Origin of the sequence: Kaistella antarctica (assembly GCF_900109615.1) — a bacterium.
In the GTDB taxonomy this organism is placed as follows: Bacteria; Bacteroidota; Bacteroidia; order Flavobacteriales; family Weeksellaceae; genus Kaistella; species Kaistella antarctica.
Genome location: NZ_FOIX01000001.1, coordinates 923,608 through 943,384 on the forward strand (window position 1 = coordinate 923,608; position 19,777 = coordinate 943,384).

General features: G+C 36.3%; 20 protein-coding genes. 9 read left to right on the forward strand and 11 right to left on the reverse strand.

The genetic code is table 11. The annotated features are described in order from the left end of the window. Positions 1–11: 11 nt before the first annotated feature. The 4 genes from BMX49_RS04460 to BMX49_RS04475 all read right to left on the reverse strand — a co-directional run bounded on the left by BMX49_RS04460 (position 12) and on the right by BMX49_RS04475 (position 3,770). Entirely contained in the window at positions 12–422 is a 411-nt protein-coding gene (locus BMX49_RS04460) for a nitrous oxide reductase accessory protein NosL (protein WP_034718925.1), read from the reverse strand. Between the two features lie 33 nt (positions 423–455). Continuing rightward, entirely contained in the window at positions 456–1,043 is a 588-nt protein-coding gene (locus tag BMX49_RS04465) for a hypothetical protein (protein ID WP_034718926.1), read from the reverse strand. A 150-nt stretch (positions 1,044–1,193) separates the two neighbouring features. Beyond that, positions 1,194–3,188, reverse strand: coding sequence for a Sec-dependent nitrous-oxide reductase (gene nosZ / locus BMX49_RS04470; protein WP_034718928.1), 1,995 nt, complete (start codon positions 3,186–3,188; stop codon positions 1,194–1,196). A gap of 90 nt (positions 3,189–3,278) precedes the next feature. Next, positions 3,279–3,770: a c-type cytochrome gene (locus tag BMX49_RS04475; protein ID WP_034721179.1), complete on the reverse strand. Its 492-nt coding sequence runs from the start codon at positions 3,768–3,770 to the stop codon at positions 3,279–3,281. Between the two features lie 135 nt (positions 3,771–3,905). Here BMX49_RS04475 and BMX49_RS04480 point away from each other — a divergent pair, with 135 nt between their 5' ends. Further along, entirely contained in the window at positions 3,906–4,292 is a 387-nt protein-coding gene (locus BMX49_RS04480; RefSeq protein ID WP_034718930.1) for a c-type cytochrome, read from the forward strand. A gap of 158 nt (positions 4,293–4,450) precedes the next feature. Continuing rightward, on the forward strand, positions 4,451–6,349 hold the full coding sequence (dnaK, locus tag BMX49_RS04485) for a molecular chaperone DnaK (RefSeq protein WP_034718931.1): 1,899 nt from the start codon (positions 4,451–4,453) through the stop codon (positions 6,347–6,349). A 99-nt stretch (positions 6,350–6,448) separates the two neighbouring features. On the opposite strand, the gene BMX49_RS04490 is transcribed toward dnaK, so the two are convergent. Next, complete coding sequence (locus BMX49_RS04490) at positions 6,449–7,015, reverse strand: tetratricopeptide repeat protein (RefSeq protein WP_034718933.1); 567 nt, start codon at positions 7,013–7,015, stop codon at positions 6,449–6,451. Positions 7,016–7,224: 209 nt separating this feature from the next. Here BMX49_RS04490 and BMX49_RS04495 point away from each other — a divergent pair, with 209 nt between their 5' ends. The 3 genes from BMX49_RS04495 to BMX49_RS04505 all read left to right on the forward strand — a co-directional run bounded on the left by BMX49_RS04495 (position 7,225) and on the right by BMX49_RS04505 (position 9,774). Continuing rightward, positions 7,225–8,238, forward strand: a complete 1,014-nt coding sequence (locus BMX49_RS04495; protein WP_034718934.1) for a nucleoid-associated protein — start codon at positions 7,225–7,227, stop codon at positions 8,236–8,238. A 64-nt stretch (positions 8,239–8,302) separates the two neighbouring features. Then, complete coding sequence (locus BMX49_RS04500; protein ID WP_081864356.1) at positions 8,303–8,965, forward strand: phosphatase PAP2 family protein; 663 nt, start codon at positions 8,303–8,305, stop codon at positions 8,963–8,965. Between the two features lie 80 nt (positions 8,966–9,045). Then, positions 9,046–9,774, forward strand: coding sequence for a hypothetical protein (locus tag BMX49_RS04505; protein WP_170166246.1), 729 nt, complete (start codon positions 9,046–9,048; stop codon positions 9,772–9,774). 54 nt (positions 9,775–9,828) lie between these two features. Here BMX49_RS04505 and cysK read toward each other — a convergent pair whose 3' ends face one another. Together cysK and epsC are read right to left on the reverse strand one after the other, a co-directional pair. Continuing rightward, positions 9,829–10,761 carry a cysteine synthase A gene (gene cysK, locus BMX49_RS04510; protein ID WP_034718938.1) on the reverse strand — a complete coding sequence of 311 codons (933 nt, stop codon included), beginning with the start codon at positions 10,759–10,761 and terminating at the stop codon, positions 9,829–9,831. Between the two features lie 70 nt (positions 10,762–10,831). Continuing rightward, positions 10,832–11,647 carry a serine O-acetyltransferase EpsC gene (epsC, locus tag BMX49_RS04515; protein WP_034718939.1) on the reverse strand — a complete coding sequence of 272 codons (816 nt, stop codon included), beginning with the start codon at positions 11,645–11,647 and terminating at the stop codon, positions 10,832–10,834. Between the two features lie 287 nt (positions 11,648–11,934). Between epsC and BMX49_RS04520 the strand changes: the two genes are divergently transcribed. Both BMX49_RS04520 and pafA read left to right on the forward strand, forming a co-directional pair. After that, on the forward strand, positions 11,935–12,861 hold the full coding sequence (locus BMX49_RS04520) for a malate dehydrogenase (RefSeq protein WP_034718941.1): 927 nt from the start codon (positions 11,935–11,937) through the stop codon (positions 12,859–12,861). A gap of 482 nt (positions 12,862–13,343) precedes the next feature. Further along, entirely contained in the window at positions 13,344–14,984 is a 1,641-nt protein-coding gene (gene pafA, locus BMX49_RS04525) for an alkaline phosphatase PafA (RefSeq protein ID WP_034718943.1), read from the forward strand. 142 nt (positions 14,985–15,126) lie between these two features. Here pafA and BMX49_RS04530 read toward each other — a convergent pair whose 3' ends face one another. The 3 genes from BMX49_RS04530 to BMX49_RS04545 all read right to left on the reverse strand — a co-directional run bounded on the left by BMX49_RS04530 (position 15,127) and on the right by BMX49_RS04545 (position 17,636). Continuing rightward, positions 15,127–16,107 carry a hypothetical protein gene (locus tag BMX49_RS04530; protein ID WP_034721183.1) on the reverse strand — a complete coding sequence of 327 codons (981 nt, stop codon included), beginning with the start codon at positions 16,105–16,107 and terminating at the stop codon, positions 15,127–15,129. Between the two features lie 732 nt (positions 16,108–16,839). Beyond that, the gene (locus tag BMX49_RS04540; protein WP_034718945.1) at positions 16,840–17,373 is read right to left on the reverse strand and encodes a DUF4136 domain-containing protein; all 534 of its coding nucleotides are present in this window, start codon (positions 17,371–17,373) and stop codon (positions 16,840–16,842) included. 74 nt (positions 17,374–17,447) lie between these two features. After that, complete coding sequence (locus BMX49_RS04545) at positions 17,448–17,636, reverse strand: C1orf53 family protein (RefSeq protein ID WP_074726711.1); 189 nt, start codon at positions 17,634–17,636, stop codon at positions 17,448–17,450. A 40-nt stretch (positions 17,637–17,676) separates the two neighbouring features. On the opposite strand from BMX49_RS04545, the gene BMX49_RS04550 reads away from it, so the two are divergent. Continuing rightward, positions 17,677–18,009 carry a hypothetical protein gene (locus BMX49_RS04550; protein ID WP_034718946.1) on the forward strand — a complete coding sequence of 111 codons (333 nt, stop codon included), beginning with the start codon at positions 17,677–17,679 and terminating at the stop codon, positions 18,007–18,009. 460 nt (positions 18,010–18,469) lie between these two features. Here the strand turns inward: BMX49_RS04550 and BMX49_RS04560 are convergent, their stop codons facing one another. Further along, entirely contained in the window at positions 18,470–18,703 is a 234-nt protein-coding gene (locus tag BMX49_RS04560; RefSeq protein WP_034718947.1) for a hypothetical protein, read from the reverse strand. A gap of 157 nt (positions 18,704–18,860) precedes the next feature. On the opposite strand from BMX49_RS04560, the gene BMX49_RS04565 reads away from it, so the two are divergent. Beyond that, a complete protein-coding gene (locus BMX49_RS04565; RefSeq protein WP_034718949.1) occupies positions 18,861–19,769 on the forward strand; it encodes a 1-aminocyclopropane-1-carboxylate deaminase/D-cysteine desulfhydrase in 909 nt (302 codons plus the stop codon). Positions 19,770–19,777 lie beyond the last annotated feature (8 nt).

The following is a 19,777-nucleotide window of genomic DNA, read 5'->3' on the forward strand; positions in this document are numbered from 1 at the left end:
TTTGCATTCTATTATTGGGTTAAAGTTGCCTGTAACTCTGTGGCTGCTTTTTCTGCCACGGCCTTGTCTTGAAATGCCTGAGTGTTTCCGCCCATCGGACTTTTGATATCACCACCTTTAATGAAAGTAGCAGTACTTCTTTCAATAAACTTTCCAGATGGGAAATCGGCTACGTAGGTTTTTGCATTAGTCGTTGATTCTGTATTAGATGTTTCGTAATCCGTCAGACAACTGATGTCATCAAACTTATAAAGTCGGCCTTTTTCAGTAATTAATTGAGTGGCATATTTCGGCTCAGAAATGGTCATTTTACAATTATCGCATTGGTCTTTACCTACTGAAATTTCCTGAGGGCCAGTTTCTGCGCAGGCTGCTAAAAACATCATACTGCTCGCCAAAAATAATTTACCAAATAATTTCATAATCTTCAATTTAAATTTTTATTAATGGAAATTCTAAATTGCTTTTTTAGCCATTCTGTTTTCCACAAACGCTAAGATAATCAAAATAACACCTGTCGCAATCATAATACCGCCACCAATGTTAGGATAAGACCAGACCTCAAAGTTAAGTAACTGTTTATAACCAAAAAGAGGAGGTTGATAAGACATGCCGGGAACGATAATCGCTGCATGTGGATTTAAATTATGTCCATAATCGTACAGCCATCTCCAAAAGTCAATAACGAATCCAACCCCGAAAAGTAAGTAAATTCCTGTCAAAGTGTAAAGGATTTTCCGGCTGTTTAAAAAGGCCGCTAAGAAACACAGAACCGCAAAAAGGCCTAGTGCAAAAGGAAGTATTTTAAATTCCCAAAATTCATCGGCGTGTATTTCTTTCATGCCAATGTAGTGGTTCAGTCCATTGATAATCTCGTATTCGCCAGACACTTTATCTGCGTGGATGAACATTGCTAAACCTTCTGGATACTGTGGAGCACTGAGATAAATTGACCAGATCGGAACAAATATGGATATTACTAAACCAATGCCGAGCACAGCTAGCAGGATTTTGGTTATTTTGTGTAAAGAGTTTGTCTTCATTTTGATTTTTTTTAAGGTGCTTATTTTTTTAATGATTTCTTTAGTAAAGTTAGGAACTTTAAAGTTTCGCCTTTGTAATGTTTATCACAAAATGACATCAATCATAAAAAGAAAAAAGGGCAGTAAAAACTGCCCTTCTATTAATTATTTTTACTTGGTTTCACCTTGTTTCACAGGGCTTTGAGCGTTGTCTTTTTTATTATTCAATGAATAAATCAAAGGAGTGTTGCTACCTGCTGGTGATACTCTTACATATCCCTGCATTTCCTGGTGTAAGGCAGAACAGAAGTCGGTACAATACATTGGGTACATTCCTGGTTTCAGTGGAACCCATTTCAGTGTACTTGTTTCTCCTGGCATGATCAACAGTTCGGCATTTTGTGCACCTTTCACTGCAAATCCGTGAGGAACATCCCAGTCCTGCTCTAAGTTAGTTACGTGGAAGTAAACTTCGTCGCCAACTCTTACGCCTTCAATGTTGTCTGGAGCAAAGTGAGAACGGATGGAAGTCATATAAACATGAACTTTATTTCCTTCTCTTACTACTTTACTTTCTCCTTCACCTCTGGTTACGTAAGGGTGTTTGTTGTCTTCTAACTTATAGAATTTCACTTGATTCTTGGTGAATAATTCTGCCGGTCCTGCTTGTGCATAATGAGGCTCACCAATAGTAGGGAAATCTAAAAGCAATTTCATTTTCTCACCACTAATGTCAAAGAGTTGAGCTGATTGCGCTAATTCTGGACCTGTTGGTAAATATCTGTCTTTCGTAATTTTGTTATAAGCTACTAAGTATTTTCCGTATGGTTTAGCAGTATCTCCACCAACTACCATCAAGTGACCTGTAGAATAGAAAGTAGGTGTTCTGTCTAAAACTTTACAAGTTTTAATGTCCCATTTCACGATTTCAGAAGATACGAACATCGAAGTATACGCGTTTCCTTTTCCGTCAAATTCGGTATGGAGTGGTCCTAAACCTGGTTTTTGAACTTCACCGTGTAAAACTGCGTCATATTTAACGATTGGAATTCCATCAAATTCACCTGAGAAATTTTTGTCAGCGATTGCTTTCATTAATTTATCAAAACTGAAAACAGGAATCAAAGCTGCTAATTTACCAGATCCAATAATGTATTCTCCTGTTGGGTCGATATCACAACCGTGTGGAGATTTAGGACAAGGAATTAAATAGCAAATATCTTTTAATTCTTTAGCAGAAAGTACAGATACTTCTTTTAAGATTTCAGATTTAGCCATATGTGTAGATTCATCCCAAGTATTATGAGCATATTCTACCGCCATCTTTTTAGCTTTACCAGCTTTAAGATATTCTTCAGCTTTTTTCCAATTCACTGCCATGATGAAATCTTTCTCATTTTGAGAAGCATTTACTTCAAGAAGCGTGTTTGCTTGTTCTGTGTTATAGCAAGAGAAAAAGAACCAACCATGCGATTTTCCTTTACCTGCGTGTGACAAGTCAAAGTTAAATCCTGGAGCTTCAATTTGGAACGTAATGTCCATTTTCCCATCGTCTTTACCAATTCCGATAAAAGAAAGATATCCTTTAAAGTTTTCTTTGAAAGATTCGATTGGTACGTCACCTTGTCCATCAACTGGTACCGCGAAACGAGTTCCCGCAACAACGTATTCGGTGTTTTCAGTAAGGAAAGGAGAAGAGTGATTTCCTGCAGAGTTAGGGATTTCTAAAATCTCTGTAGTTTTAAAAGTTTTTAAGTCAATTTTAGCCACACGTGGAGTGTTATTGGCATTGGCAAATAAATATCTACCATCGATTTCTCCCTTAGTTTGTGATAAAGCAAGGTGATGCTGATCATCCCAAGGTATAAAACCGTGAGAAGTGTTCAACATTGGTTTTGTTTCTTCACTGAAACCATAACCGTTTTCAGGATGTACAGAAAATACAGGAACGATTTTTAAAGTTCTACCACTTGGTAGGCCAACTACACTAATTTGTCCGTTGAAACCACCGCTGACAAAGTTGTAGACCTCATCATGTTTTCCCGGCGCCACGTACACTTTCTCCGCCGCATCGCCCGAAACAGCAGTCTGTGTTCCCTTGGGCTTACATGCAGCGATACTCACCGCAGCAAACGCTGCGAGTCCAATTTTCTTGTAAGTTTTCATATATTATTAATTATTTCTTTCTGAAAGGAAAGGGAGAAGAAAAGGAATGGTAGATTTTGTTTTTTAATCTACCATTCGTATAGAAAGTGATTATTTAGCGCCGTCGATTGATCTCATGTATTCGAGAACTTCTCTAGCCTCAGTATCATTAAGTCCTTGATTCGGCATTCTTACCAAACAAAGCTCTAGTTGTTTTTGTAATTCTGGATCCACATCAATCATAGGATCTGGATTAGAGATAAAGTTCATGATCCATGCTGGAGTTTGTCTTTTAGTAACACCTAACCAACCTGGTCCTACCAATCTTTCGTCTGTAGTTTTGTGACAAGAAGTACATTTTACTTCTGCAAGACCTTTACCTGCCGCCGCCATTGCTGGATCAAATTTAGATACATCGATATCTGCATGTTTCCCCAAACCTCTATTTGGATCATACTTGGCAGCTGCTGCTTCCATGTCTCCATCGGTTTCTACGGTAGCATCACTGGATTCTGTAGTAACCGAATCAGTTTGTTTGTCACCACCGCAAGAGAATAATGCGAAGGTTAATGTTGCGAGTGCAATAGTTTTTAATAGTTTCATTTTATTGATTTTTTGTATAGTCAAAAGTACTAAGGTTTGATTGATTCTCGTTATGACCGTAATCATATACAATGTATGATAATTATCCTGAAATTTGTACTTCGAAAGTAAAACTATTTTTTAAATATATAACGAATGAAAAAGTATCTAATGGCCTGCGGAATTATCGCGGTAGTCGCGTGCAGTAAAAAAGAATCTAACCCGAATATAGAATCTAATGTAATGTTAGAAGAACCGGTTGTAAAGATAGTAGATTCTGCAGCAGCAGGCAAACATGAAGGTTTAGCGCTTATTGAAGGTGCCGATTGTTTAACCTGTCATAAAATGGATGTAAGAGTTGTAGGACCTTCTTACCAAGAAGTGGCAGATAAGTATACGGCAGGCGACCTGGACATGCTTGCAAGTAAAATTATTGATGGTGGAAAAGGGAATTGGGGAGAAATTCCAATGACTCCACACTCAGGAATGAGTAAAGACAACGCGAAGAAAATGGTCGAGTATATCATGACACTTAAAAAATAAAAGCCCACTTTAATCAGGACAAAGACATCTTATATATATAAGGTGTCTTTTTGTTTTTAAACTAGACAAATCTGTCAATTTGTCATAAATTTTTCAGTGGTATAAAATTGGAGAAGTTCAGACTGTAAAAATAACTTTAATAATAAAAATATATAAAAATGAGCAAAATAATTGGAATTGACTTAGGTACAACCAATTCATGTGTTGCGGTAATGGAGGGTAAAGATCCTATAGTTATCCCAAACGCAGAAGGTAAAAGAACAACTCCGTCTATTGTAGCCTTTACAGAAGATGGCGAAAGAAAAGTGGGAGATCCTGCAAAAAGACAAGCGGTTACCAACCCTACAAAAACCATTTATTCAATCAAAAGATTTATCGGAACCCATTTTAAAGACGATGCGAAAGAAGTTTCCAGAGTTCCGTACAAAGTAGTTAGTGGTCCGAACGATACTGTAAAAGTAAAAATCGACGATAGAGAATATACTCCACAAGAGATTTCTGCGATGATTCTTCAGAAAATGAAGAAAACTGCAGAAGATTATTTAGGACACGAAGTAACTAGAGCCGTAATTACAGTTCCTGCTTACTTTAATGATGCCCAAAGACAGTCTACAAAAGAAGCTGGTGAAATCGCTGGTTTAACTGTAGAAAGAATTATTAATGAGCCTACGGCAGCAGCTTTGGCTTATGGTTTAGATAAAAGTCATAAAGACCAGAAAATTGCAGTTTATGATTTAGGTGGTGGTACTTTTGACGTTTCGATCCTAGATTTAGGAGACGGCGTTTTCGAAGTTTTATCAACAAACGGAGATACCCATTTAGGTGGTGATGATTTTGATGATGTGATTATCAACTGGTTGGCAGATGATTTCAAATCAGAAGAAGGAGTTGATCTTAAACCAGATCCAATTGCCCTTCAGAGATTGAAAGAAGCAGCCGAGAAAGCGAAAATTGAATTGTCTTCTGCTACTCAAACTGAAATCAACCTTCCTTATATTACAGCTACAGCAACAGGTCCGAAACACTTGGTGAAAACTTTAACAAAAGCGAAATTCGAGCAATTGGCTGAAGATTTAGTAAGACGTTCAATGGAGCCTTGTAAAAAAGCGCTTTCAGATGCAGGTCTTCAAACTTCTGACATCGATGAAGTGATCTTAGTTGGTGGTTCTACCAGAATCCCAATTATTCAGGAACAAGTTGAAAAATTCTTTGGTAAAACCCCTTCAAAAGGAGTTAATCCAGATGAGGTTGTTGCTTTAGGAGCGGCAATTCAAGGTGGAGTTTTAACTGGTGATGTGAAAGACGTGCTTTTGTTAGACGTTACACCACTTTCATTAGGAATTGAAACAATGGGTTCTGTGTTTACCAAATTAATTGATGCCAACACAACCATTCCAACGAAAAAATCAGAGGTGTTCTCAACCGCAAGTGATAATCAACCTGCGGTGTCTATTAGAGTAGGACAAGGAGAAAGACCAATGTTTAATGATAACAAAGAAATCGGACGTTTTGATCTTTCCGATATTCCACCAGCACAAAGAGGAGTTCCTCAGATTGAAGTTACTTTCGATATTGATGCCAACGGAATCTTGAGCGTTTCTGCTAAAGACAAAGGAACTGGAAAAGAGCAAACGATTAAAATCCAAGCGAGTTCAGGACTTTCTGAAGAAGAAATCCAAAAAATGAAACGTGAAGCTGAAGAAAATGCTTCATCTGATGCTAAGAAAAGAGAAGAAGTTGAAATCTTCAATAAAGCCGACGGATTGATTTTCCAAACCGAAAAGCAATTGAAAGAGTTTGGTGAGAAATTATCAGCTGACAAAAAAGCTGCTGTTGAAACTGCACACGCAGAATTGAAAACCGCTTTCGAAGCAAAAGACATGGACAGTGTAAAAACAAAAACCGAAGCTTTAGACGCGGCTTGGATGGCAGCTTCAGAAGAAATGTATGCTGCAGGAAACCAGGAACAACCAGGTTCTGACCAAGCCCAAGGAAATCCAGAAGGAGCTGCAGGAACAGAAGATGTTCAGGATGCTGATTTCGAAGAAGTCAAATAATACTTCAAAACTTATAAATAAAAATTCCCCGAGTGAAAACTTGGGGAATTTTTTGTTTATATACGTTTTAAAAAAAATACCTCAATCGAGGTATTTAAATTATTGTTTTAAGAATTCACTGAGTTTCATAGCCTCAGCATTCATGGGATCAAATGTTAGTGATTTTGCAATATGCTGTTTCGCCTGCTCTTTATCAGTTTCCTGAAGTTTGTAAGCTACGAAGAAATGGGCGTAACCTAAATTCTTCTTACTGGCTTCCAATTCTTCTGGTTTTACAGCGGCGATATATTTTTCATAAGCCATTTTTGCATTGTCCTCATCTTTCATTGATTGGTAAACATAAGCTTGACTATAATATAATGGCGACCAATCTGGTAACAAAGTTGACATTTTCTGCCATGTTTCCAACGCGCTATTCCAGTCTTTTACGTCTTGGTAAGCTGTTGCCAGTTTTACGATGGCTTCGGTGTCATTTGGATTTGCTTCAATCTGTTTTTTCAAAGCATCAATAACGGGATTTTGTATAGTTGTTTGTACTTGCTCTGTTTCAGCTGGAACATTGTCATTTGCTTGAATGGTATCTTGAGCATAGCCAAAAGCTGTTGCACCAAAAAACAGGGTAGCTATAAATAATTTCTGCGTGTTAATCACTCTTTCCTTTTTCATATTCAATTTTTTTGATTAATAATTATATTCCCGATTGTCCTAACAACAATAATTCCACGCTTCTTTAAATTTGGAAAGTTTAATGTTTTTAATACTTAATTAACTTTTATGCGGTTGATGAATTTAAGTTTTAAACACGGATCTTTTTCTTTAAATATTTTCTGCTTCAATCTTTTAAAAATACCTTTGCAGTCACAAAATTTTCAATAATGATCTCCAAAATAATCATCCATAAAGTCGGTAATAAAATCAATCAGGAATCGCTCGTTCTTTCACAAGAGGAATATCGTCCCGATGAAGGAATGTTAGAAATGCTCGAAGATTTCTTTCTTAAATCCTTTAAATCTGAAGAACAATTTCAGTTTTACAGCGACTCTTATTTGGTAAACAATCCGATTTACAGCGCTGCCTCAGAAATCTTCGAAGATCAATCAAAGTTTATTTTTGAATCAGAAAATATCGCTGAACATCTTTACAGTATTGCTGAAAACCCTCGAGTTCAGGCGGGTGAATTATTTATCTGTTATTTTGAAGGCGAGGAGATTGCTGGTGAAAAAATCGATTCTATCGGTATTTTTAAAACTGAAAACAAAGCACCATTTCTGAATATTTTCCCGGACGGTGATGCTTTCGATATTGAGAAAAATTACGGAATTGGATTAACAAAATTGGACAAAGGTTGTATTATTTATAACAGTTTCAAAGAATCTGGGTTTGCTGTTTCGGTAATTGATAATAATAAAAATGGCGATCAATATTATTGGTTCGAAGATTTTTTAAAAGTAAAACAACGCGACAACGAATATTTTCACACCCAGGAAACGTTGTCCGTTTACAAAGAATTCATCACCAAACAACTTCCTCAGGAATTTGAAACTACCAAAGCTGATCAAGCCGAGTTTCTAAATAAATCAATTGAATTCTTCAAAGAGAAAGAACAGTTTGATTATGATGAATTTACCAAAGAAGTTTTGCAAGATGAGAATGTGATCGAAAGTTTCAGCAACTTCAAATCTGATTATGAACAGGAAATGCAAGTTTCGATTTCAGAAGATTTTGCCATTAATGAATCAGCCGTCAAAAAACAAAGTCGTGGTTTTAAAAGCATCATTAAATTAGATAAAAACTTCAGTATTTACGTTCACGGCGATCGAAAAATGATCGAGCAGGGAAGTGATGAAAAAGGGAAATACTACCGTTTATACTTTGACGAAGAAAAATAAGTCAGTCTATACTTTCGTTTAAACAGATTATAAAAGGAGCAATCCATTAAATCATCATCAATTTATGATTGGATATTTTAAAACCTATTACCACAGCCTCTCGCGGAAGCTCTTTATATCGCTGGTTTTTTTTATTTTGGCTTTGGCGGTGCTTTGGTTGATCATGGATGAGGTTGTCTTAGAAAATGACGAAGATTTGGATTTATATGTCTTCGAAATTTTCCGACTATATATTTTAAATGACAACGCCACAAGTCTGATGTATAACATTACGCAGTTTTCCTCAGCACCGTTCATAAAAATCGCTTATCCCGTATTAATTATAGCCCTCGCTGTATTTAAATTTTACAGAAGATCCTTTTTTGCCTTTATTACGGGTGCGGGAGGTTTGCTTATAATTTACGGAATGAAGTTATTCTTTGAGCGACCCAGACCACTCAATCCCGTACTTTATGCGGAGAAGGATTTCAGTTTTCCTAGCGGTCACGCCACTTTTAGCTTTATTTTGTATGGAATGATGGCCTACTTCATTTGGTTAACTGATTTGCCAAAAGTCTGGAAATACATTGCCATGACGGTTTTGGTTTCACTTTCCTTGGTCATAGGATTTAGTCGCATTTATCTTCGGGTGCATTATCCGAGCGATGTCATTGGTGGATTCTGCCTCGGTTATTCCTGGTTATTCCTCATGATTTATGCCTTTAGAAAATGGTTTCCGATTCATTAACTGCACCCTTTATTTCAAAGAATAAGCGATTTAATTTCATTATTTTTGCTGCCTTAACTTGATGTTAAAATTTTATGATCATGACAGAAGGACCTTCCATTCTATTTATTAAAAATAAACTGCAACGTTACAAAGGAAAAATTGTTTCAAAAGTTTCTGGCACAACACAAGTCGATGAATCTTTGTTTGCTCATGCGCTACTTATCGACATTCAAACTTTTGGTAAAAATTTCCTTTTCCTTTTTAAAGAGTTTTTTGTTGCCATTGAAGTCAATCTAGTCGGAAATGTTTTGGTCAATAAACAAAAGAAAGTCGCTGCCAGTTTCTCTTACCATTTTGAAGAAAATGAAATCAATTTCTATGATTCTGAAATAATGATCCTAAAAGCAAAGCCGAGCGATTACTTTAATTTAAAGACAGATATTTCAAAATCCGAGTTTGATGCTGACTTTATTCTAAACGAATTACGGACGAATCACGCTGAAGAAAGTATTGGTGATGCTTTACTCAATCAAAAAATTTTGGCCGGCGTTGGCCCAATAATCAGAACGGAAACTTTGTACCACGCCAAAATTCATCCTGATAGTTTAATTAAATCGATTCCAGAAAAAAAACTAATTTTCTTATTAAAGATGATTCAGGATTATGCTGAAGAGTTTTTGACCTTATTAAAAACAAGCAGCGTTGAAAAAAATGCCTTAATCTTTGAAAAGAAAAACTGCCCAAAAGATAAAACACCAATTTTAATGGAGGAAATAGGCAATATTAAAACCTATGTTTGTCCCAAGTGTCAGAAGTTTTTCACATAAAAAAATCCTGCAACGTTGCAGGATTTTCTGTTTTATCAGCCTAGTTTTTACGGATTAACCTTTGTAAAGATTCTCTTCAAAAAGTCCTTCTACCGACCAATATCTTTCTCCTGTGTCATAATTAAATGTTAGGATTGTAGAACCTTCTTGAATTTCTGCAAGTTTTTTATTGACAGCCGCCAACGAAGCACCCGTCGAAATACCAGCCAAGATTCCTTCTTCCGCAGCCAATCTTTTCGTGAAAGTAAAAGCTTCCTCTTTTTCAATCTCGACTGTTCCATCCAGAATTTCTGTGTTCAAAACTTTCGGCACGAAGCCAGCGCCAATTCCCTGTAAAGGATGCGGGCCTGGAGCGCCACCAGAAATGACTGGTGAATCTTTTGGTTCCACCGCAAAGCTTTTCATGTGCGGAAATTTTTGTTTAAGAATTTCTGTAACGCCCGTAATGTGGCCACCAGTTCCAACTCCAGTGATGAGATAGTCGATACCGTCCGGGAAATCATTTAGAATTTCTTGCGCAGTCGTTTTCGCATGAATTTCTGGATTGGCCGGATTTTCAAATTGCTGCGGAACCCATGAGTTTTCAATCTCGCTTGCCATTTCCATTGCTTTAGCAATCGCACCAGATGTTCCTTTTTCTTTCGGTGTCAAAACAAATTGGGCACCGTAAGAACTCATTAATTTTCTCCTTTCTACGCTCATGCTTTCTGGCATCACCAATACGAGTTGATAGCCTTTCACCGCGCAAACCATGGCTAAACCAACTCCGGTGTTTCCAGAAGTGGGTTCAATAATTAAAGCCTCCTTGTTAATCTTTCCATCTTTTTCAGCTTTTTCAATCATGGCCAAAGCAATTCTGTCTTTTAAACTTCCGCCTGGATTTTGTCTTTCGAGCTTCATCCAAACTTCCACATTGTCTGGGAATAGTTTATTGATTTTCACAGCCGGTGTATTTCCGATGGCTTCTAGTATATTGTTCAGTTTCATAAATTGTAATTTAAAAAGTTAAGTGTTTGTGTTTTTAATATTTTCAGTTATGTTGAAATAAAGTTTTTCATTAAATGCTAAAAATAATCGGTTCGTTCCCCGGGAATTTATTTTTTACCGTCACTTGTCCTTTGTGAAAAACCACCGAATTCGGCGCCACACTTTCTGTAATCCAAACGTTTCCTCCAATCAAGGCATTTTCACCAATCACCGTTTCTCCACCTAAAATAGTAGCGTTGGCATAAATTACGACGCCGTCTTCAATGGTCGGATGGCGTTTCAAATTTTGTAAATTCTTGGCTACAGAATGAGCACCCAACGTCACTCCCTGATAAATCTTAACGTCATTTCCAATGACGGTGGTCTCGCCAATTACAATTCCGGTACCGTGATCGATAAAGAAATTTTCTCCAATCTTCGCTCCGGGATTAATGTCGATTCCCGTTTTGCTGTGGGCAAACTCTGTCCATATTCTAGGAATTAAAGGAATTTTACTTTTATAAAGTTCATGCGCGAATCGGTAAACGGAAATGGCAAAAAATCCTGGATAGGAAAACATGACTTCTTCAATGCTTTGTGCCGCCGGATCATTATCCAGAATTGCTTGTGCATCATTTTCTAAAGATTGATAAATTCGCGGGAAACTGTGAAAGAATTTCTCGGTCTGAAGGTCATCATTTTCGTCAGTCACAGAGCATAATATTTCTTTAAATTCAGTTTTAAAGGTATCTAAACGGACCTCAATGTCTTTAACTTCGGAGCAACGCTGATATTCCAGAAAAAAGATAAAACGGAAAAATCGATCGATGAAATCTTCAATCTTCTTTTTGTCAATGTCGTATTTGCGGTTGGCGTAACCTTTATGCAAGCGTGTAGAAAATCCCATCTATTATTTTTGTTTGAAACAAAGTTAGTGCATATGCTTTGCCAAACGTCTTGATGTAGGTTAATAAAAAACAATAAGATATCTGAATTTACAAGAGGATCAATATTTACAAACCATGAAAACTTTCATAAGTTCAAAATTGCTCACAACTTTAACATTTCGTAAATTTGAGTTTCGGTTAAATAAAGATTAGAATTGAGAATTCAAATTTCTTTGTTACTATTATAAATCAATAGATATGAAAACAAACGTTTCCATATCACTAATAAATCAATAAATAATAAAATATGAAAGTTACCGTAGTTGGAGCAGGAGCAGTTGGCGCAAGTTGCGCAGAATACATTGCGATGAAAGATTTCGCCGCAGAAGTTGTTTTAGTTGACATTAAAGAAGGTTTCGCCGAAGGGAAAGCCATGGATTTAATGCAAACCGCTTCTCTAAACGGATTCGATACCAAAATTACCGGAACCACTGGAGATTACAGCAAAACTGCTGGCTCAAAAGTAGCCGTAATTACTTCTGGAATACCAAGAAAACCAGGAATGACTCGTGAAGAACTCATCGGAATCAATGCTGGGATCGTAAAAGAAGTCACCGAAAACTTGGTAAAACATTCACCAAATGTAATCATCATCGTAGTTTCTAACCCAATGGATACCATGGCTTACTTGGTGCACAAAACTTCAGGTCTTCCAAAAAATCAAATTATCGGAATGGGTGGAGCTTTAGATTCTGCACGTTTCAAATACAGATTGGCCGAAGCTTTAGAATGTCCAATCTCTGATGTTGACGGAATGGTCATCGCAGCCCACAGTGATACAGGAATGCTTCCACTAATGAGTAAAGCCACTAGAAACGGAGTTCCCGTAACTGAGTTTTTAGACGAAGCAAAACAAGATCACGTTGCCGAAGAAACCAAAGTAGGTGGAGCAACCTTAACAAAATTATTAGGAACTTCAGCTTGGTATGCGCCAGGTGCAGCAGTTTCAGTAATGGTTCAGTCAATTCTTTGCGACCATAAAAAAATGATTCCTTGCTCATTAATGTTGGATGGCGAATATGGCGAAAGCGATATCTGTCTTGGAGTTCCTGCGATCATTGGGAAAAACGGTGTTGAAAGAATTGTGGAAATCAGTTTAACTGACGCAGAAAAAGAAAAATTCGCTACCGCTGCCAAAGCAGTTCGTGAAGTAAATGGAGATTTGAAATTCTAATTCAATTTTCGTTAAATATAGAAACGCATCTTCTCGAAGGTGCGTTTTTGTTGGAGCTACAAAATTTTCGCTTCTTATAAAACCCGTCCAGCTGTCCGCTATATCCGCTCACTGCTGCCGCAGCCTCGCGGGATGCCGCTGCCATCTGGGCTAGAAGTTCAGGCAGTTTATTTCGTCAACGATACAGACCATTTCTAAAAATGTCAGACTGAGCCTGTCGAAGTCTTCTTCAAAATATATTTCTACAGGATTCGAATGTTTCTAAAACTTTTACAAATCCCTGAAAAAATTATACAATTAATTTCCGACGGAAATCTTAATGCCCTTAATCCCTTCATCAAATCTTAATGGTAAAATTTAATTGTATTAAAGGGTTTTTCATCTAAGCTCTTTAAAGTTAATAGAATGTTCATTCGACTCCTTAGAATTAATCCTTAAATTTGTGTTTCACTTTAAATGTATCAAATAATAATTATCAAAATATGTTCAAAAAATTAAGCATTGTTCTTTTGGCAGTGATGTGCTCAGGATTTAATGCACAAAAAAATAAATCCAACCAAGTCGACAGACCGAAATTGGTCGTTGGATTAGTCGTTGATCAAATGCGTTGGGATTACCTTTATCGCTATTATGAAAAATATGGAAATGATGGATTTAAAAGATTGCTCAATCAAGGTTATTCTTTAAATAATGTACACATCAATTATATTCCAACCTATACCGCAATTGGTCACACGACGATTTACACTGGAACCGTGCCAGCCATTCACGGTATTGCTGGAAACGATTGGTTCGACAAGGAAACTGGAAAGAATGTTTATTGCACCGGAGACGACACGGTAACGCCAGTTGGAACAACCAGTACCAAAAACGGCAACCACTCTCCACGAAATTTATGGTCCACGACAATCGCTGATGAACTTTTGTTAGCCACCAACTTTAAAGCAAAAGTAGTAGGCGTTTCTTTGAAAGACCGAGCTTCCATTTTACCTGCCGGACATAATCCAACTGGAGCATATTGGTTTGACGATACCACCGGAAATTTCATAACCAGTTCTTATTATATGAATGAATTGCCAAAGTGGGTGAATGATTTCAATAATCAAAAAGTAGGAGAGCAGTTAGTCAAAAATGGTTGGAATACTTTGCTTCCAATTGCACAATACACCGAAAGCTCACCAGATAATTCTGCTTGGGAAGGACTTTTAGGAAGTGCTAAAACCCCGACTTTTCCATACAGTAATTTAGCCAATGATTATAAAACCAAAAAAGGAGATATCCGTTCTACGCCTTTTGGTAATACCTTAACGCTTGGTATCGCGAAAGCTTCCATTAAAGGGGAACAACTTGGCGCAGATGCAATCACCGATTTCTTAGCCATTAATTTAGCATCAACCGATTATGCCGGTCATCGATTCGGACCAAATTCAATCGAAGTTCAAGATGTTTACTTAAGGCTTGATCGAGATTTAGCTGAGTTCTTTAATTATTTAGATCAAACCGTTGGAAAAGATCAATACACCGTTTTCCTTTCTGCCGACCACGGTGGAGCGCACGCAAAAGGTTTCATGGATGAACATAAAATGCCGACTGGCTTCTACGGTGAAGACAATAAAGAATTTAATGTAATGTTGAAAGATCAATTTAAAGTTGATAAACTCATCACTAAAATCACCAACAATCAGGTTTATCTGGACGACAAATTAATGACTGAAAATAAATTAGATGCGGACCAAGTGAAACAATATCTGATTGATATCTTGAACAAAGATAAATCTGTTCTGTTTGCCGTCGATATGAAAAAAGCGGGTTCAGCTTCAATTCCAGAACCGATTCGAACTCGAATTGTCAATGGTTATAACTGGCAGCGAAGTGGAGATATTCAAGTTATTTACCATGATTCTTGGTTGCCGAGTTATTCAAAACTCGGAACCACGCACGGTTCTTGGAATTCCTATGATTCTCATATTCCTTTAATTTTTATGGGTTGGGGAATTAAGCCCGGCGAAAGCAATAAAGAATATAGTATGACTGACATCGCACCAACTTTGGCGGCGTTGTTAAGAGTTCAGTTTCCAAGTGGAAATATTGGAAACCCAATTGTGGAAGCGATTGGGAAATAACTATTATTTTTCCCGCTGTTTGAAAAATAAAAAAGAATTCGCGCGCCTACGGTGCGCGAATTCTTTAAATAGTGGTATTAGGAATTTTTAGAAAAATACTTTCAGCTCTATATTCTCTCAATATTTAGAAGGACCTTTATTATCAGGGAATTTTCGGATGAACATTCCTCACCGGAATACTGATGCCATTTTTCGAGAGCACACATTCGGCGTATTTATCTTTATATAATTTAAAGGTCAATAAAATCGGCTCTTCACCATCAATGTGATTAAGTTTTCTAAATGTGCTAAATATTTCTATAGGATTAAAGTAATAGACCGTGTCATATTTGTTTCCATTTGTCCAATAAATATAAAATCTCTCCGGAATACTAAGTTTGCCGAGAATTTGATCTTCTTCAATATCATAAATTTTTTCATTGAGAAATGAATAGGCGTATGCCGAAGATATTTGATCGCCAGGTTCGAGTTCTGTTTTAAAAACCCAATTGTACTTATTCCCCATTAAATCAGCAAAATCCTTAACGTTAGTTATACCATCGTAATCGTTATATCTTGTTTTTTGTCTCGTTACAAAGAGTAATTCACTTAAATTGCCTGTGGTTTCTTGCGCTTGAAAAACACTAGTTTTTTCCGGTATTAAATTCTTGCTGTTTACACTTAAAATTACATTGCCTTTAGATTTTATTTCGACGTCGATACTTAAACGGCCATACGAAGCTTTTGCAGCTTTCTTAATTTTATTATATGGAATATTGGTATTTAATTCGTAAAATTTACGATCCTCAATTGAGAAATACTTTAAGTGTAAGGAATCTGGCAGTAAACCGTGCTCGCTTTTAAAATAAATAGAGTCATTGCTTTTAGAATTGAGTAGTACACGAGAATCAGAGTGTAACATTCTTTTTGATTTATCAAATGTGTTATAATATTTAGCTTCAATAACTTTAATAGCAGAGTCGTGTTCCAAATTCTGCTTAGACGCTGATACCGTTATTTTACCACTCCAAAATACTTTTTCATATTCTCTATTTTTAACTTTTGATGCTAAGTAAAGGATGGTAATACCTACTGCAAGCAGCAGCAAGAAAAGATTGAAAAAATCCAGACGTGTTTTCTTCATAGTTGTATTAATGTCTGTAAGCATTAGCGAGGCCTGCCAGATAGTTCATAACGAAGAATACTGTAATCGCCAGAATAATTAGAAAAATTGAAAAACGTTTAAATTTTTTTTTATATGAACCTTCTACTACAAATATAGATAGTAAAACAGCAATTACTGGTATCGCAAAAACACTGTAGATGAACAGAGTCTGTCCTGGTAAATTAACTTTATAATTCATATAAGTTATAAACTCCAAAATCAAATACTCTACAACAAACAGAAGCGAAATTGTAACGAATGGATTATTTCTCAGCATTACTTTTATTAATTGAACCGATAATTTTTGAAATTAATACATGTGCTCAATTTAATCATTAAATATAAGTTACAAAATACTAGATCTCAAATTTACAATTTTTGTCACAGCAGTAAGCATATCACCTATAAAGTTTTAATTTAGTTCGCAAGAAAAATGTCAGACGGAAATGAGCGATTTTTTGTTAAGTGAGATTTTCCCTTCTTTAATATGACTGAATTATGATTTCATTTTTAAACATTAAGAAATTAAGAGGGTTAAGATTTTCTCCAAAAATTATCACTCCACAACTAATGTGCTCTTTGCATTACCTATAAGAAAACTCATCTAACTAATGGGTAAAAAACACAGTGAAAATTCTTAATGACTTGTGGTCAAAATTTAAGACAAAAAAAAGACCGCATTACTGCAGTCTTCCTAATTTTGTGTAATAATTATTTATTCCTATTCGGCGGATAATTCGCCATAATCTCTGCTACAATTTCCGGAATCTGTTTTTGTTTGGATTTCGGTGAATCTACAGAAATTCCACTTCCCACACCTTGCCAAACTAATTTTTGCGTTCTCGCATCAATCAAGTCCAGAATCAAAGCACCTTGCGTAGAGTTTTGAGTCCAAGTTCTATTCATGCCAAAGCCGTAGCCAAAAGGTCCACCATAGCCATACATTCCATAAGGACGAGAACCTTGAATGTCTTGAATTTTCTTATGATTCGCTTTCACATTCACAATTAAATCTGGAGTTTCAGATACGTTCATGCCTTTCATTTGAAGCTGTTTCGAAACCTCGTTCAGCACGCGATCTTGATCGATATCATTCATTTTCAAATCATCAATTCGTAATTTATACGTTTTGTAAGAATTGAAATTGGCAGTTTCTGCATAATCAGATTTCACCTGAAAAGGGCTGCAAGAAGCCAGGCCCAACGTGGCCGAAGCCAGTAAAAGTAAGATATATTTTTTGCTCATGATTGGTATATTTTTATTTGAATTTATTATTCATTACCGATTGCTCATTACTTAATTCCTCGTTTATCCGTCTATTATCTTGTAGTCTCCGGTTTTATCGTCTTCTTAAAAGTGTCCGTCTTTTTATCGTAACCGTACGGACAATGTTTGCAGCCATTTTTGCAGCAATAGCCGCGTTTCAGATGGTAGGCCTCCGTAAAAACTTTATAGCCTTGTTCGTTATAATAAAAGTCTTCGGTTTCTTTGATGATTTTCTGGTCCATAAGTTAAATCAGATTTTCCTGAAATGAATATCTTTGTTCCATGATACTGGTTTGCCAAAGACTTCTCAAAAATACAAAAATTTCAGGGATCACCCTTTTCCCGTTTATTCTCTTAAAAAGGCCTGCAGATTTGCACAACAAAATCCTGATCAACCATGAGAAAATCCATATGCGACAGCAAGTAGAACTGTTGTTGATTTTCTTTTATCTCTGGTATGTGATCGAATATTATTATTGGTACTTCAAATTAAAAGACCATTTCCTTGCCTACAAATCCATCTCTTTTGAGCGGGAAGCTTACGCCATGGAAAACGATTTAAACTACCTCGACTCCCGAAAATTGTGGGGTTTCTGGAAATATATTTTGGATTAATTTTTATTTGGGCGCACATTTGATTGCGTCGAATAGGAATTTATTGTTTTTTGGGCGCCTATTTCCGCCCTCCGTTCCCGCTTTTTTGTTCCGCTTCGCTACGCAAAAAGAGCTCCACTCAGGTCGGGGCGCAGGTTAATATGAAAACAAAATTAGTGTTACGAGTCTGAAAGGATTTTTAAAGATTGTCTTCTTTTGAATTTTGTCTGTTAGAAAAGAAAGATAGGATTTCTACGTCGTTATCTTTGACCCGATAATAGAGTGAATTAAACTTTAAAATGACGACTTTAAAAGTTTCTTTATTTTCAGACTTTGGAAAAATAAATGGATTGATAGAAATTAATTCCAGAACACTTTCAAATTTTTTGGCAAGCTTACTAATTTCTTTTTCCGTGAAATTTCTTTCAAGATAGTCGATAGTTTGTTCTAACTCCTCTAAAGCATATCAGTCCAAAGAATATTATAACCACTTTTCATAGATTTTTCTTACTTCAGAATGGGAATTTAGTTTTTTATCGTCAGCATCATTAATTCCTTTTTCGATGGCATTTCTCTCTTTGGCAGAAATAGAATCCCACCAATCTTTGGTTTCTTCCTTACGAAAGGTAATAAGCTTTTCGATTACTGATTGATCCTCCAATGCCGAAAGCCATTGAATTAATTCTAATTTTTGATTTGAAATTCGAGTGTCCATGATGTTCTTTTCTACGATTATTGCTAACCAAATTTATAACTTTTTATTAATACCGCCATTTTGATTGTGATAATATAAATGTCAATACCGAAATGTTACAAGCTTTGTTTAAAGAGAGAATATTCAATTCTCAAATATTTCCACGAAATTTGTCGAAATGAAACTCCCCACCATTTCAATTCCCATCACCGAAATCCCTCTTCAAAAAAACATCCAGCTTTTTCTGAAAAGAGAAGATCTCATTCATCCTCAAATTTCAGGGAATAAATATTGGAAACTTTTATATAATATCAATTCCTATTTAGATCATAATCCAGAGAATCCGTTCATCATTACTTTTGGAGGAGCTTTCTCCAATCATATTGCGGCCGTTGCTGCTTTGGGAAAAGAATATCAATTGAAAACGTTAGGAATAATTCGTGGTGAGGAATTTCAGGATAAATGGCAGGAGAATCCAACTTTAAAACTGGCGCATCATCACGGAATGGACTTTCGGTTTGTAACCCGAGAAGAGTATCGAGACAAAGATGGTTTAACCCAAATTTTAGAAAACGAATTTGCAGATGCGTTAATCATTCCAGAAGGCGGAACCAACGAACACGCTGTGGAAGGGATTCAATTCATGCTCACTGAGGAAACAAAAAGTTTTGATTATCTTTGCACTGCAGTAGGAACTGGTGGCACCATCGCCGGAATTTCCAAATTTGCAGAAGAGCATCAGAAGGTTTTAGGCTTTAAGGTGGTTGATGATCACTCCTTATATAATAAGGTGTTAGAACTTTCAACCAGAAACAATTTTGAACTGATAGAAGCACACGAGGGAAAGTATGGTAAAATAACGGACGAAAATATTCGTTTTATCAATGACTTTAACCTGAATTATGGAATTCAACTCGACCCGATTTATACTGGAAAGATGATGAAGAAGTTATTCGAAATGATTAAAGAAAATTATTTTCCAGCAGGAAGTAAGATTTTGGCTTTTCATACAGGTGGCTTGCAGGGAATTTCTGGCGCCAACGAACTCTTGAAAAAACAGAATCGTGCATTAATCTATATAAATTGAAATATGAT

What these genes read in the sequence shown, in the direction of transcription:
- BMX49_RS04460 (WP_034718925.1), bottom strand. Translation starts at nt 422, where the DNA reads ATGAAATTATTTGGTAAATTATTTTTGGCGAGCAGTATGATGTTTTTA.
- BMX49_RS04565 (WP_034718949.1), top strand. Translation starts at nt 18,861, where the DNA reads ATGAAACTCCCCACCATTTCAATTCCCATCACCGAAATCCCTCTTCAA.
- BMX49_RS04520 (WP_034718941.1), top strand. Translation starts at nt 11,935, where the DNA reads ATGAAAGTTACCGTAGTTGGAGCAGGAGCAGTTGGCGCAAGTTGCGCA.
- BMX49_RS04495 (WP_034718934.1), top strand. Translation starts at nt 7,225, where the DNA reads ATGATCTCCAAAATAATCATCCATAAAGTCGGTAATAAAATCAATCAG.
- BMX49_RS04475 (WP_034721179.1), bottom strand. Translation starts at nt 3,770, where the DNA reads ATGAAACTATTAAAAACTATTGCACTCGCAACATTAACCTTCGCATTA.
- BMX49_RS04490 (WP_034718933.1), bottom strand. Translation starts at nt 7,015, where the DNA reads ATGAAAAAGGAAAGAGTGATTAACACGCAGAAATTATTTATAGCTACC.
- BMX49_RS04550 (WP_034718946.1), top strand. Translation starts at nt 17,677, where the DNA reads ATGATACTGGTTTGCCAAAGACTTCTCAAAAATACAAAAATTTCAGGG.
- BMX49_RS04540 (WP_034718945.1), bottom strand. Translation starts at nt 17,373, where the DNA reads ATGAGCAAAAAATATATCTTACTTTTACTGGCTTCGGCCACGTTGGGC.
- dnaK (WP_034718931.1), top strand. Translation starts at nt 4,451, where the DNA reads ATGAGCAAAATAATTGGAATTGACTTAGGTACAACCAATTCATGTGTT.
- BMX49_RS04465 (WP_034718926.1), bottom strand. Translation starts at nt 1,043, where the DNA reads ATGAAGACAAACTCTTTACACAAAATAACCAAAATCCTGCTAGCTGTG.
- epsC (WP_034718939.1), bottom strand. Translation starts at nt 11,647, where the DNA reads ATGGGATTTTCTACACGCTTGCATAAAGGTTACGCCAACCGCAAATAC.
- BMX49_RS04480 (WP_034718930.1), top strand. Translation starts at nt 3,906, where the DNA reads ATGAAAAAGTATCTAATGGCCTGCGGAATTATCGCGGTAGTCGCGTGC.
- BMX49_RS04530 (WP_034721183.1), bottom strand. Translation starts at nt 16,107, where the DNA reads ATGAAGAAAACACGTCTGGATTTTTTCAATCTTTTCTTGCTGCTGCTT.
- pafA (WP_034718943.1), top strand. Translation starts at nt 13,344, where the DNA reads ATGTTCAAAAAATTAAGCATTGTTCTTTTGGCAGTGATGTGCTCAGGA.
- cysK (WP_034718938.1), bottom strand. Translation starts at nt 10,761, where the DNA reads ATGAAACTGAACAATATACTAGAAGCCATCGGAAATACACCGGCTGTG.
- BMX49_RS04505 (WP_170166246.1), top strand. Translation starts at nt 9,046, where the DNA reads ATGACAGAAGGACCTTCCATTCTATTTATTAAAAATAAACTGCAACGT.
- BMX49_RS04560 (WP_034718947.1), bottom strand. Translation starts at nt 18,703, where the DNA reads ATGGACACTCGAATTTCAAATCAAAAATTAGAATTAATTCAATGGCTT.
- BMX49_RS04545 (WP_074726711.1), bottom strand. Translation starts at nt 17,636, where the DNA reads ATGGACCAGAAAATCATCAAAGAAACCGAAGACTTTTATTATAACGAA.
- BMX49_RS04500 (WP_081864356.1), top strand. Translation starts at nt 8,303, where the DNA reads ATGATTGGATATTTTAAAACCTATTACCACAGCCTCTCGCGGAAGCTC.
- nosZ (WP_034718928.1), bottom strand. Translation starts at nt 3,188, where the DNA reads ATGAAAACTTACAAGAAAATTGGACTCGCAGCGTTTGCTGCGGTGAGT.